This window comes from Paenibacillus pabuli (assembly GCF_039831995.1).
GTDB classification, from domain to species: domain Bacteria; phylum Bacillota; class Bacilli; order Paenibacillales; family Paenibacillaceae; genus Paenibacillus; species Paenibacillus pabuli_C.
On the sequence record NZ_JBDOIO010000003.1, the window covers coordinates 3,294,730 to 3,308,610 of the forward strand.

Annotated in this window: 13 protein-coding genes; 4 read left to right on the top strand and 9 right to left on the bottom strand. The window is 44.8% G+C overall.

What is annotated here, in order from left to right; translation table 11 throughout:
• Position 1: 1 nt before the first annotated feature.
• Positions 2-2,323, bottom strand: coding sequence for a beta-L-arabinofuranosidase domain-containing protein (locus ABGV42_RS16845; protein WP_347382669.1), 2,322 nt, complete (start codon positions 2,321-2,323; stop codon positions 2-4).
• Positions 2,324-2,525: 202 nt separating this feature from the next.
• On the opposite strand from ABGV42_RS16845, the gene ABGV42_RS16850 reads away from it, so the two are divergent.
• Both ABGV42_RS16850 and ABGV42_RS16855 read left to right on the top strand, forming a co-directional pair.
• The gene (locus ABGV42_RS16850) at positions 2,526-3,293 is read left to right on the top strand and encodes a helix-turn-helix transcriptional regulator (RefSeq protein ID WP_347382670.1); all 768 of its coding nucleotides are present in this window, start codon (positions 2,526-2,528) and stop codon (positions 3,291-3,293) included.
• A 159-nt stretch (positions 3,294-3,452) separates the two neighbouring features.
• Positions 3,453-3,965 (top strand): GNAT family N-acetyltransferase, encoded by a 513-nt coding sequence (locus ABGV42_RS16855; protein ID WP_347382671.1) that lies wholly within the window; start codon positions 3,453-3,455, stop codon positions 3,963-3,965.
• A gap of 131 nt (positions 3,966-4,096) precedes the next feature.
• Here ABGV42_RS16855 and ABGV42_RS16860 read toward each other — a convergent pair whose 3' ends face one another.
• Positions 4,097-5,140: a 2,3-butanediol dehydrogenase gene (locus ABGV42_RS16860; protein WP_347382672.1), complete on the bottom strand. Its 1,044-nt coding sequence runs from the start codon at positions 5,138-5,140 to the stop codon at positions 4,097-4,099.
• Positions 5,141-5,271: 131 nt separating this feature from the next.
• Between ABGV42_RS16860 and ABGV42_RS16865 the strand changes: the two genes are divergently transcribed.
• Positions 5,272-6,183 carry a LysR family transcriptional regulator gene (locus tag ABGV42_RS16865; RefSeq protein WP_347382673.1) on the top strand — a complete coding sequence of 304 codons (912 nt, stop codon included), beginning with the start codon at positions 5,272-5,274 and terminating at the stop codon, positions 6,181-6,183.
• A gap of 128 nt (positions 6,184-6,311) precedes the next feature.
• Here the strand turns inward: ABGV42_RS16865 and ABGV42_RS16870 are convergent, their stop codons facing one another.
• The 7 genes from ABGV42_RS16870 to ABGV42_RS16900 all read right to left on the bottom strand — a co-directional run bounded on the left by ABGV42_RS16870 (position 6,312) and on the right by ABGV42_RS16900 (position 13,052).
• Positions 6,312-6,497 carry a hypothetical protein gene (locus ABGV42_RS16870; protein WP_347382674.1) on the bottom strand — a complete coding sequence of 62 codons (186 nt, stop codon included), beginning with the start codon at positions 6,495-6,497 and terminating at the stop codon, positions 6,312-6,314.
• Positions 6,498-7,361, bottom strand: coding sequence for a prohibitin family protein (locus ABGV42_RS16875; protein WP_095361063.1), 864 nt, complete (start codon positions 7,359-7,361; stop codon positions 6,498-6,500).
• A 636-nt stretch (positions 7,362-7,997) separates the two neighbouring features.
• Positions 7,998-8,330, bottom strand: coding sequence for a hypothetical protein (locus ABGV42_RS16880; RefSeq protein ID WP_286459168.1), 333 nt, complete (start codon positions 8,328-8,330; stop codon positions 7,998-8,000).
• A 687-nt stretch (positions 8,331-9,017) separates the two neighbouring features.
• The gene (locus ABGV42_RS16885; protein ID WP_095288654.1) at positions 9,018-9,308 is read right to left on the bottom strand and encodes a hypothetical protein; all 291 of its coding nucleotides are present in this window, start codon (positions 9,306-9,308) and stop codon (positions 9,018-9,020) included.
• Positions 9,309-9,321: 13 nt separating this feature from the next.
• Complete coding sequence (locus tag ABGV42_RS16890; protein ID WP_347382675.1) at positions 9,322-10,710, bottom strand: WXG100 family type VII secretion target; 1,389 nt, start codon at positions 10,708-10,710, stop codon at positions 9,322-9,324.
• A gap of 308 nt (positions 10,711-11,018) precedes the next feature.
• Positions 11,019-12,371 carry an amino acid permease gene (locus ABGV42_RS16895; RefSeq protein WP_347382676.1) on the bottom strand — a complete coding sequence of 451 codons (1,353 nt, stop codon included), beginning with the start codon at positions 12,369-12,371 and terminating at the stop codon, positions 11,019-11,021.
• Between the two features lie 213 nt (positions 12,372-12,584).
• Positions 12,585-13,052: a GNAT family N-acetyltransferase gene (locus ABGV42_RS16900; RefSeq protein WP_347382677.1), complete on the bottom strand. Its 468-nt coding sequence runs from the start codon at positions 13,050-13,052 to the stop codon at positions 12,585-12,587.
• A 254-nt stretch (positions 13,053-13,306) separates the two neighbouring features.
• On the opposite strand from ABGV42_RS16900, the gene ABGV42_RS16905 reads away from it, so the two are divergent.
• Positions 13,307-13,879, top strand: coding sequence for a GNAT family N-acetyltransferase (locus tag ABGV42_RS16905; RefSeq protein ID WP_347382678.1), 573 nt, complete (start codon positions 13,307-13,309; stop codon positions 13,877-13,879).
• Positions 13,880-13,881 lie beyond the last annotated feature (2 nt).

Below are 13,881 nucleotides of genomic sequence, written 5' to 3' on the forward strand. Positions count from 1 at the left end.
TTTATGAGATCACAAAGTTTGGCTTGCTTCGGGTTGTCCGCACCTCTACGACTTTCCCTGCGCACCCACGATCACCAATGGCCTGGAACGTAACTGTCACACTCTCCTTACCAGAGGTAACAGCCTGAGGAATATCATAGGTCGCATAGAACACTTCACCGATCTTGTTCATATGGATTCGCTGCTCACCGACCACGGTTCCATCCACCACAAGGTTGAATACTCTGTCATACCTCGTTCCTTCACGTTCAAACGGTGAATGATCCCCGCCCCAGTAACCGACGCACAACACATTGGTACCAGAACCATCCACGGCCAGCCGGTAACTGAAATAGGCTTCGCTGACACCAAAAGCTTCGCGCCACATATGCAGCCTATTACGGCTATCCGTGTATGAACCATTGTGATGTTCTGCTCGGCAGTTGCTATCCAGATGATGCCCGATCTCGTCCTGCTGACCGTCTGGCTGCACCCTGTCGATCGTAATCGCATTCAGTTCCTTCTCCAGTGCATCGCCTTCATCGTTGAACGGCCAATAGACCGTATAAAACTCATGATGCACATCGTAGAACGGAACCAGCTTCACGGCTTCACCCGTAGACGTCACATCCTTGCTAAGCTCAAAGGTTAACGTCCCCTTATCCACCACCTTGATCCATTCCCGCACATCTTCCTGCTCCGTCCAAATCACAGGAACGGGTGCTGTCTTCGGATTCAGAGCTGTCTCATCCACGATGGTATCCTCCGGCAGCCCTTCGCTTCCCAGTGCGCCCGCGAGCACAATGGGTCCATACAGGAAGGCGACTTTGTGGGTATCATCCCTGGACGTGTATCGGCTCAGCGACATTGGCAGGGTGATGGTCACGACATCCCCGGCAGACCAAGTGCGCTGGATGGAGAGATAGCCGGCTTCCATCCGTGTATACGGATATGCCGTATCCCCGTTGACGGTTGCCGTCATTGGCTCCTGCAGCCATGAGGGCACGCGTAGTCTTAGATTGGCCGAGGCATGGCCTCCGGTAATCGTCAGGGTTACCTTTTCCGAATAAGGAAAGTCGGTTTCAAGCTTCAGGGATAGTCCCTGTGACGTCCAGTTCAGCCCCGATGCGATATACAGGTTCACATACAGGTCCTGTTCATCTTCGAAGTAGATGGCCTCCGCATATTTGCCCGGGTTCTCCATGCCTGAGCCTGTGCAGCACCACCATGCGGTATCGTGTGTCCCGTAGATTTTGTAATGACCCTGGAGGGTTGAAGCAAAGTACGTTTTGTTGCCTGTATCGGGGTCCTGCGTACCCAGAATGTGGTTATAGATAGCGTTCTCATAATAGTCCATGTAGGCACTGTCCGGGTTCCAGGTAAACAGCTGTTTCGTCAGATGCATCATGTTGTGGGTACAGCAGCTCTCCCCGGTTTTGATGCCGAGACTCTCCATGCCCTTCGCTTCATAATGCTCCGCGATGCTCGTGGCGCCAAACACATAGGAGCGATGATGAATCGTTGTGTCCCAGAAAAACTCCGCCGCCGTCCGGTAGCTCTCATGCGAATGATCCTGATTGTAAATCTCGGCTGCACCGATCACTTTCGGAATTTGGGTATTCGCGTGTTTGCCCTGAAGGTCATCCCGTTCTTGCTCCAAGGGCTCAAGGATCATGTGGTGGGTGAACCGGTTAGCGGTCTCAAGATATACGGATTTTCCCGTTATGCCGTACAACTGGGCGAACACTTCATTCATGCCGCCATGCTCACACTGGAGCATCGTCTGTACCTGCTCCTCTGTCATGCCACTCATGCCTGTCACAGCCCAATCAGCGAACCGGGTAACCACATCCAGGGCGAGCTGGTTGCCCGTGAGTTTGTAAGCATCAATGAGGCCGCGATAAATTTTGTGCACGCTGTACCATGGAACCCAGAATCCGTTGATATCAAAACTGCCGATGCGCTCGGCCCGAAATGCCGCGTCGAAGGCTTCCTCGGTCAAACCGCCGATATATCCGCTGCCTGTTGCCTTCTGTATTCCTGCAAGCTCGGTGACGGCATAATCCAATGTTTGTTTGAGCGTCTCATTCCCTGTCGCCTGATAGGTCACTGCCAGAGCAGACAGATAGTGCCCCAGGGAATGTCCACTGATCGTCCGTGCTTCCCAGCCAGCATACCGCTCCTTCCTCGCCGTTAACCCGTGTGCTTCATAACACGGAGCCAGAAACCGATCAATATCCAGCGATAACAGGTAACGTTCCCCGACCTCCTGAGACGTTTGGAAAACCCCGTTTAATAGCTGCACGTGCTCCGGACCCAAAAATCCCCGTTTCGTTTCGATCATGACCTATGCTCCTCCTCATTATGTACAGAATGTTATAGTTCCTGATATCTTTCCGGCATCATACGAGAGGGTAAAATCCGTTCTACCCACCAACTGCTTCATAACCCCAAATTCATACAAACCCTTGAATATCCACATATTATCAAATAAAATACAACTACATCAGACTCATAATCCAAGAAAAGGTGGATAAATCCGTCTTATGCAGAAGCCACTCGAATTTTACCTGTGCGGCAAGTTCATCACGGAAGGCAATTGGACACACATGAAACGGATCATGCCTGTGCATGAGATCATTTTGATGCTGGAGGGAGAAATGTACATTGCGGAGGAGGAGCGGCATTACGTGGTTCGCGCCAATGATCTGCTGTTTCTGAGAGCCGGCCATACCCATTACGGATATCAAGTCAGCGATGCTCCTGTCAGCTTTTACTGGGTTCACTATGACACCTTGGCTGAAGGGTTCGATCGTTATCCTACACATGCGACTATCCCGGTACCCTCTACGGCCAATCAGCTGTTCAAGCAGCTGCTGCATGTCTCCTCCTTCTCCACCGAAGAGGCAAATGCTGCACTTTTCCTGCTGTTAAAAGAATTGGAACGCAATACGGAGGCTGGTTATCGCCCTCATAATGCGGTTGTTGACCATATTTGCAAGTGGGTTGGTATTCATCTCCATACCGATATAACAGTAGGCAAGATTGCGGAGCACTTTAATTTTAACAAGGATTATATCTCCAAAATGGTAAAACGCGAGAAGGGCATTGGGCTGAAAACCTACATCCTTACCGAGCGAATTAACCGGGCCAAACAGCTGCTGCTCAATACCAATGCCAGTGTTAAGGAAATAGCCGGGCAATGCGGATTCTCGGATTACAAACTGTTCCTGCGCATGTTCAAGCAGTACGAAGGCAGTACGCCAACAGAATATCGCAATAACCTATATTCCACTCAGCTCAATCGTTTATAATCAATGGATTAGTACGAAATCATAAGATTGTCGCATAGACTGACTCATAGAAATTCATGCGTATTCTATAGAATATTTTGATTATTCCGATAAATTTAGTTGTGTTAAGATGTGGAATAACTGTATTTCATCCACCCCATTTAAGAAGGAGAAATTGCAATGACGACAACGGCAGTCACGATTCAACCCGCTTCAGAAGCTGATCATAAAGGGATTGTAGATATCCTCATTGCAAGTTATGCAGAGTACAAGGATACCTTTCAGGATCAACAACGTTGGGTAGCCTATGTGAAAGACATCGAGGAATCACTGGACAATCCCTACCTCACACAATTGTGGGTCGCCAAAGTGGACGACCAGATTGTAGGGACCGTGCAATTGTTCGAAACTGCACATAATGCCTATCCCAATTTTGAACTCCCGATTGATTATCCGTTCATTCGCCTGCTTGGCGTGGATCCTGCGTGGCGGGGTCACGGTATTGCCCGGGAGCTCCTTCGTCAGTGTGTTGCATCCGCCAAGGACATGGGCAAAAATACGGTGTATCTGTTCACGGGCGGGCAGATGACGAATGCCATCCGTTTATATGAACGTTTTGGCTTTGTGGAGGATGAAGAATTCAGTACACGCAGCAGTGGGGGAAACGCCATCTGTTATCGTTACGATTCATGATTCATATGAGAACACATGCTATTAAGCGCAAGCTATAAACTTCAGTTCAATTGAAGTGATAAAGATGAAAAAAAGGCCACTCATCCGAGTGGCCTTTACTATTGGAAGATGCAGCAATGTAATACTGCTTATTAACCGCCGATCTCCACCAAAATTTTCGCATGGCTCTTGTCGCTCATCAGCAGTTCCAGTCCTTCTTCCACGATGTTATCCAGTTTGATTTTCTTCGTGATGACCTGTTTCACATCGAGTGCTCCTTCAGCAATGAGGGAGATGACTTCAGGGAAAATATGACGATATGCCAATGTGGCCGTCAGGTTCGCTTCCTTCACCAGAAGATCGAAGAAGTTCACCTGCAGTGGGTTAGGGATGGCTGCAATCACAACCACTTCTCCGCCTTTTTTGACTACCGCTACAGCACTATCCATCGTAGGTTGTACACCTGCTGCTTCATAGGCGACATCAATTCCGCCAGATTGCTCCAGGATGACTTCCGTTGCATTCACTTTGGCACTGTTCACTGGAATTGCTCCCAGTTTAGCTGCCAGGTTCAGGCGTTCCTCGAACACGTCAACTGCATAGATCGTGGAAGCTCCTGTCGCTTTTGCAGATAGAATGGTCAGCAGTCCAATTGGGCCTGCACCATACACAGCTACCTTCTGTCCCACTTTCAGCTTGCTGTGGCGAACGGCATGGAAGGCTACCGCTGTAGGCTCAACAAGTGCTCCTTCTTCAAAGGAAACATTGTCTGGCAATGGGTGTACCATATAAGCCTCAACAACAACATACTCCGCAAAACCACCATCCCCATTCAAACCTACGAAACCAAATTCAGTACACTGATTATAGCGTCCCTGGATACAGTATTCGCATTTGCCACAATGATACAATGGCTCCACCACAACACGGTCTCCTACGCTGATACCGCTTACATCACTTCCCAATTCACTGACCGTTCCGGCGAACTCATGTCCCAATGTCAATGGTGCCTTCTGACCGGAGAGCGGATGATTTTCACCTTCTTGAATCCCTACACCATGGTGATAAGCATGCAAGTCACTGCCGCAGATCCCCGCATATTCCACTTTAATTTTGACTTGTCCGGATCCAGCAACCGGAACTTCACGTTCTTCCACTCGAACATCTTTATGGCCGTACCATACTGCTGCTTTCATGAAAATCCATCCCCTTTTATTGAGCTTATAAATAGCTTGTCTATGTATTATATCGCCGTTCACTTATTATTCATATTTATAGATACTAATGTTAATATTAGTAGAAGTAATGTTAAAACGGAGATGAGCCCATGAATCTGGAACAGCTTGAATATGTCGTTGAAATTGCCAAAACCCAATCGTTCTCCGCCGCTTCGGAGCACCTTCACGTTACCCAATCGGCCATCAGTCAGTCTATCCATCGTCTGGAAAAGGAGCTTGGCCTGATCCTGTTCGAACGTTCCCGTCAGGGGACCCACCCTACACCGGAGGGCAAACAGTTTATTGCCAAGGCACTGGACATTTTGCAGCGGGTTGATGAATTGAAATCGCTGAATGTGGAAGCATCCTGCCTGACAGGCGACCTGCATGTAGCGACTTTTCCCAGTGTCATGCACTATCTTGTCCAGACCACTGCCGATATGAAACGGGAGCATCCTCTACTGAACATTTCCATTGAAGAGAAAGGTTCCATGGAGATTATTGAAGATATCCGGAACAACAAGGCACACCTTGGCTTCATCGCCATCTACACGAAACAGCTGCGTGAATTCGACGGACTGCATTTCAGCCCAATGTATTCCGGTAAACTGGTTGTAGGCACCCATCACCAGTCTGATCTGGCCAAGCTGAATCGGGTGACGCCTGATCAACTGAAGGAGCATTCCCTTGCGCTGTACCGCGATGGCTTCATTGAAGATTTCATTAAGGATTTCACATACGATTATGGGGCATTATCCATCCTCTTCAAGACCAACAATTCGGAAGCGATCAACACGGTGCTTAGAAACAACATAGCAGCCAGCATCGGTCACGACTTCTCTTTCTACCAGAATACATTATGGAAAGAAGGTCTTGTGAAGATGATCGAGATTGCCTCCATCGACCAGCCCAAGATGCAAATCGGCTTCGTACAGACCGAGTCCAAGGAGGTTGCCGTAGCCGCAGAACGATTTGCCCAAAAGTTCAGACAGGCGATCGAGCTGGATTATTTGAAAAGTTAAGTTCTTTTAATTTTAATAAGAATTCGCATCATTACTCAGGGCCAAACCAAACAAAAAGGTACACCACACACTGGGGATGATCCACTTCAACTCCTCCAGCAGCATGGGTACCTTCTCTTATGTGATGCCTACACTTTTACTTTTCTCACGGCTTCGCTCATCTCATTGGTTTGCTGCTCCAGCATCAGGCGGTAGATGTCATCGGAGTGATCCGAAACCCCGGATGAAATCTGAAAAATGATATCCACCGATGCTGCAGCCTCTTCCGATCCTGCATATCTGTACCTCAGTAGGGAAGAAAAACTCCCCTTCATTTATTTTACCTCTTCTGTCTTTGCAGCTGCAGTTGGTAACTGAATCATTGGTGTATTGGATCCACTGACATATGGCAGCACACCATCCCACTTCTTAATCGTTTCGTATTGAACAAGTTGGCTTGTAAGTGATTGTTGAAGCTCTTTATTTGCTTTGGCTTGACCTTCTGCTTCGATCAATAGTTTGTCTGCGTTACCTTGTGCTTCCACACGTTTCCGTTCTGCCTCTTTCTTCGCAATTTCAAGCTCAGTCGTTTTACGTTCCAGCTCTTGAGATGCCTCAACCCGTTTATCTATGGCTTCTTGGGTTTTCGCATCTGGTTGAGGAACACCAACGGTCACATTGGATACAATGAATCCTAGCTCTTTGACATCGTCTGCGAAACGTTGTTGAACGTCTACGCCAGCCTCAGATGATTTTTCGCCATATACATCAATTACAGTAAATTTAGAAATACCTTTCCGGGCAGCATCACGAAAACGTGTTTTCAGATATGTATCTTCAATTTCTTGAATGCTAATGGGTCCAAAGGTATTGAAGATCGAAGACACTTGGCTTGGTTCTACTTGATAGTTGTAAGCAAAATCGATTGTGATGTTTTTTCCGTCAGACGTAGCAATCTGTATATCTTTGTATTCAACGGTTTGAATTCTAATTGGATATTTGGTTACCTTATCAAAAGCACCAACCAACTTCCATCCCTGACTCAGCGTATTATCTTTTACGCCCCCATTTGGTGAATAGACAACGCCAACATAACCGTTAGGAATTCGTGTCACAAAAAAGCTTACCAATACTACCCCCACAATAATCACTAAAGCTACTGAAATGGCTCCTACCTTAAACGTCTTTAGATTCTTCATTTACATTCTCCTCTTGTTTGAATTTGTTGTATCTTTTCAACACTCTTCTACCTACCATATTGAATAGCGGGAACATTAATGACCATAGAATAAAAGCTAAGATAAAGACTAAAATCATTCCCCCAATGAATGGCATACTCGTCCTCCCTCTATGGTTGTATTCAACACAAACTTCATCATCACGTAGCAACTCACACATTTAGAATTACACTTCTGCTTAAACTCTCCCCCTGCTAATCCTTCGTAACCAAACTTTATTAAAAAATGTTATTACATCCGTCTCTCCCTTCTCCTAATCGTTAACTAAAATATTTAATTCTTCTAATTATATACTTCTATTTTCATATCTGGTTTCAATGATCTCTAAATGCTTCTTGCTGGCCAAGGATCTCCGCCTCCCTTTTCAACATAGAAAAGCACATGAAAGAGCAAGCCCACGTTGCCGCCTAATCTCGACTCTCTGAGCTCATTCCTTTGCACATAAAAAAAATCCCGGCATTAAAGCCGAGATGTTTGGTCCAGTGCAGCTCGATGACCAACTCCCGTTGGATCTGACAAAATTTCTTCGTTAAATAATTCAGGGGTTAAAATGTTAAGTTGATTCAATAGGCATCAAATTCTCTAGAGAAAACTGATCTACCATTCTAACTCTTCGAGCAAATTTATAATCATTTTTTGATCAAATTCACTGAGCGATTGATAACTAGATAGCTCAGAAGGCGCTTTTCCTAATTTTATCAGAGTAGCTATTGCAAGGTCTCCCACTTTATAATAACCTAGTAACTTATCTGAGGATCCCCTTCTAGACGATAGCTCCTCCAACTTTCTCTGCATGCTATTAGTGTCTAATTTTTCTTTGCCTATATAAGTCATTACATGATACAGAACGATTGGATTCTGCTCATTTAGTAATTGTTGTAACTCTTCAACTGAACATTTTCCTTCTTCGATTTTATTAATTAAATTCATTTATGATCACCCATCTAGTTTATTTTAAGTGACTAGTTAACGTTTTTCTTTCTCTTAAATAATTCTCAAATAGAGTATTGGCAATGTCATTCCGACCCAACTCTTCGGCTATTTTGATTTCTCTCATAATATGCATTCATTTCCATTTTAACACGATTTATTGTTTGAAAATGATAACTCATACCCGGAAATCCCTTATTCATATCGTCTAGATAATGTGTATATTCAGCTTGTCCAAATCCATATTTAAAGCTGACTTCATCAACTCATAACTTTTTTGCAAATTTAGGTTTATAACCACATAAGCATAATTATCGACCAGTTCCGCAGATGAAACATCCCATAGTCTGAGAACCATTTGATCGACTCTTGGTCTTAGATTAGATTCTAACAATTCGTGAGTATAGACCTTTCTATCAGCTAATTCTGATAACGTTTCTAAAACATCTATGCTGTCCAAATCATCAGTGTTTTCAATTAAATCCAAGTAAGCATTAAAGTACTTATTTAATGTTTCCTTCTACATTACATCAGGTAAGTTTTTAAAGTCCTAAAGTTTCATACTTACCCTTGCAAGCCATAATTAAAATATCCTCAATCGAACTAGTCAGACTAAACCTCCTTTATTCATTATTTTCATCTTTCTTTGTGTAAGGCAACCATCATCTAATCATGACATTAAATTCATTAAGACTTGTCTGTATACACTTCTGAGTTAAGGGGAATTTCAGATTGGTTGATTGATCTACCAACACAGATACCAATGCTTTTCTTATTCATTAATGAACTTGAGATTTGTATTGAAACCACTTCTATTGAAAATTCTTTTTTATCAGGTGTTCTAATAACAATACGATTATCGATGCGATTTTTTATTTGATCATGGCTGAGATCATCAAGTTCAGGATTGATCCCCACTAAAATAGTGCCATATTCCAATGATTCAAAAACATCTCCAACATTCATCAATTTATACATACTAATCTCCTTTCTATCTATGTTGAATATAAAGTTCATTCTTGACATCTCGTACACGGAGATTTGCATTTTTTAATCTCGTAATTGCATCTCTTAATAGTGTTATTCTCTCTACAGAATTTAACTCGGGAGCAAATCTCGCTGCTCTTATGCTGGCTTGAGCTTCGTCTAAAGCAAAATTCCGTGTATACGTATTATCATCAAGATTATATAGTTCAAAGGCTCTTCCGCTTTTAAACGCTTCATAATGTCCAATAATTTCATGAGCTACAGTAGCTCTACCCGAAACACGTGCGTTGGCACTCAATGTGCCAATTCCATGGGACTCTGCAGGTAGAACGTCTGTATTGATATACAGTCTGTCATACATCATTCCGGTATTCCAATGTTCTCGAAACACTATATTCTCTTCTGGGAAACCTAATCTTTTAGAGTAATTAACCAGTTCGGTTTTCTGGGCATCTGTTAATTCTAGTTCGTTCCTCAAACCGTCTGAAGATATCTGACGATGATCCCCTTTTCCTATTTCCTTTTCCTTCTCCAGAAACTCGGAGAATCCAGATGATTCTCTCGCCTTTTTACTCTCGGCAATATTGTCCAATACTCGAATGCGGGGATCCTGAAAGCCATTAAATCCACCCGTCATTTGTCCTGTACCCGATGGACGTGTGAACGAATTTATTTTCGCGCCCCCTCCTGAAGATGTCAGTAGATTATGCGGTTTGATCATAGAAGAGGCATATCCGGTACCAACCATCAGCCCTCCCATACCAATCATATTCGCCCAGTGTTCGCTGGACCAGGCATTGGTTGGCATAGTAGCCTCCCTAATCGTGCCGTGAATACCGAATGTAAGCCAGTTTGCTGTATCATTGGGGGAGTTAAATGCTTTATCCGCCCGGTCTACATATCCCTGAACCAGTCCACTCGGGATACCAAACGTCCAGTAATCCAGGAATCCCCCTACACTATCATAACGTTTTTGATATCGATCGTCCGCAGATTGCATAAATGCACGACCCAACTCAGCCAAGCTGTCAGCTGATTTTTGGAATGCATTACGGTTGTCCGTCGCCGGAGCCCTACATTCATCCGGCGGTGGGGGTGCACACCTCGAATCATAAGATTGCACTGCTTGCTGATCTGCAAGTCTGAATTTTTCTGCATGTCCTTCGAGTTCTTTCGAAATCGACTGAGATAATGAAACAAAGTTATCCATTATCTTTTGGGCAACCACAAAATCAACGTAAAACTTTTCCTTTGTGCTTCCATCCCACTGTCTTTCGATCTCGAATAAATGTTGTTTCAGGATACTATTCATCTGAAAAACCTGGCTCTGTGCGACTGCAAATTGTTTAGAAACAGATGATAATTGTTCAGGTGTTACCTTTATCGTTGTCATATGATACCTCGTTCGAAATATGTATTACGTTGTTATAAGAATACGGCAGGCACGAAATATTGAATTGATTCAAATATATACACTTGGCCTTCTATTATAAAATGGAACAAAATTATTTCGTAGCGACTGCTGGTTTATTTACATAGTTCGTATTACCCCCAATATCTCCCAAATGTAACATATCATATCTTCCCTTATACTCTGAGTCCATTCCTTTGCACATAAAAAAAACATCCCGGCATAAATGCCGAGATGTTGGTCCATTTAGCGATCCATACCTCTACTCTTCAATCATACTTTTGCTAACCTTAAACTTCCTGTCCATTCGACTTCCTGAACCGGATCAGGGACCAGATAATCAATACGGCAAGGACACCGAGGCAGATACTGATACTGAATCGATTGCCCTCATCGAATATGAACATCACCGCAATTACACCAAGCGCCAGTACGGCCAGTCCGGTTACGTAAGGGAATCCCCAGACTTTGAATGTCGGTGTGACCGGGTATCTCTTCCGTAATTTTAACTGGGAAGTGGCAATGCAGATCCATACAAGCATCACGACAAACCCAGGCACTGCGAGCAATACGCGGAACAATTGATCCTGAGCGAACAGTCCAAGCATCGAGCCTCCGAGCAAAATGACGGAACAGACCAAGAGCGTATTCACCGGACTGCCGCTCCGATTGGTTTTGGACAGTGCTTTTGGAGCCTCACCACCCACCGCCATGGAATGAAGCATCCGGGATGCGCCGTAGATGCCGGAATTGGCAGCAGATAGAACGGCAGTCACCAGAATAAAGTTCATAATATGCGCTGCACCAGGTAAACCTGTGGAAGCCAGCACTTGTACAAACGGGCTGCTTTCCGGCCCGATCTCATTCCATGGAATCAGACCACAGATGATGAGAATCGGCAGCGTGAAGAACAAAATAATTCGGAGCATGAAATTGCCCACAATTTTCGGCATGACCTTGTCCGCATTTTCCGTCTCCGTCAGTGTCAGACCAATGAGTTCTGAGCCTCCATACGAGAACATGACGACAAGCAGCGCGGAGAAGATCGATGACCAACCATTCGGGAGGAAACCTCCGGCATGTGTGTAATTTTGCAGATAAGGTGTGTTATCACTTGGAATAATGCCAAAGATCAATGCGGCACCCAGGATGATAAAAATAATGATCATGGCTATCTTGATGCCTGCCAGCCAAAATTCAAACTCCCCGAACACCCCAACACTCAGCAGATTGACGAGTATAATAAATACCGCGCACGCCAGACTCAGCATCCATAACGGCACTTCCGTAAACCAATATTGCAAGAAGCTCCCCGCAGCAATTACCTCAATGACACACACGGATAACCATAGGAAGCAGTACATCCACCCCATTACAAAGGATACCCTGCTGCCAAAGGCTTCTTGCACGAAGTCTTTCATGTTTTTGTTTTTATAGACGGTAGCCATCTCCGCCATCGCTGCCATTACAACCAGCAGTAATAGTCCAGCAAAAATGTACGTTAAAATAACACCCGGACCTGCGAGTCCAATCGTTTCGGCACTGCCTTTAAAAATTCCGGTTCCAATGACACCGCCCATGGCCATGAAGCTGATGTGTCTTGGTTTAAGCTTTTTCTGTAATGTTCCTTCTGTCTGAGCCAATTCAAGTCCTCCTGATGTCAACAACGTCTGTAATCTTCTCTCAAGCTTTTATAACATAATTTCCAGTATACCCTATTGTTCATGCCTCAGCACAGAGATTCGTTATGGCAAATTCATTCAATTCATACGGCCACGCCAAAAAACCAGAACCCTGCGAAGGCAGAATCCTGGTTGATTACCCTTTTGTAAATGAAATTGAAACAACGAGGAGGACTATTCGAGCGGTGATAACTCCTTCGTCATAAATGCACTATTCGGGTCCAATATATAATCTGCAAAAGGCTCGCAGTATTCGAATCCAAAGTCTTCATACATCCGGCGTGCCGGGATAAACGAATCCATCGATCCGGTCTCCAGGCTAATGCGTTTGTATCCCCGACTTCTGGCAACCTCAATGATGTGAGTCAGGATTTGTCTCGCTACGCCTTTTCGAAGATGGGCCTTGGCTGTACGCATCGATTTCAGTTCGGCATGCTCAGCGCTCAATTCCTTCATGGCCCCACATCCCAGCAATTCTTCACCTTCCCATGCGCACCAGAATGTAATCTCAGGTTTCTTCAACCCATCCAGATCCAATGCATGAATGCTTTCCGGCGGCGAATCTTCGGCCATACCAAGCAAATGTTCTGCGATTAACCCCTTAACCTGATCCCCACTCAAATCATCCACTCTGATCTCCATAACAACCACTCCTGCCAACAATTTTGGTGTATTCCATCGCTGTTTTTAAACTTTATGATTTCATCTTACTACCGTGGCAGGTTTACTGACAAGAGATTAAGAAAACCCACTGAAAAGTGTATTGTGATCCCCTAAAATTTCCAGTATGATGGGGCTATCTGATTTTCCAAAGGGGCGAAGATATTGAGCCAACCATACAGTTCATTTTCGTACTGAGGTGAAGCGAGCTTCATTTATCTTCAAAGGAGACCAACATGACACTGACAACGGACAACCTGTTTTATAGCAAACGATTGAAAATGACACCTCCACGTGAGGAAGACGTGCAGACAATGCTGCAATGGAATGAAGATCCGGAGTATCTTCGTAATGTGGATACCGATATTGCCATTCCCTATTCGGAGAAACAACTGGAAGATGAGGGGGAAACGAAAAACAAAGAAGTGTACTTCAGGCTTCGAACACATGAGGAAGATACACTAATCGGTTTTGTTGTCATTCACAGCATTGAATGGAACAACCGCTGCGGACAGCTCGCCATCGGCATTGGACTTGCCGAACATCGCAACAAAGGGTATGGAACAGAAGCGTTGAATCTGATTTTGCGATATGCCTTCCATGAGATGAACCTCGATCGTGTGGGGCTGGACGTCATTTCGTATAACGCAAAAGGGATTCGTGCCTATGAGAAGGCCGGTTTTCAGTTGGAAGGACGAGCGCGCGAAGCAGTTTACCGTGATGGACGGCGTTATGACCGCCTGATGATGGGCATTCTGAAGCCGGAGTGGGAAGCACTTAATCCAATACAAATGGAGGATGAACAATAATG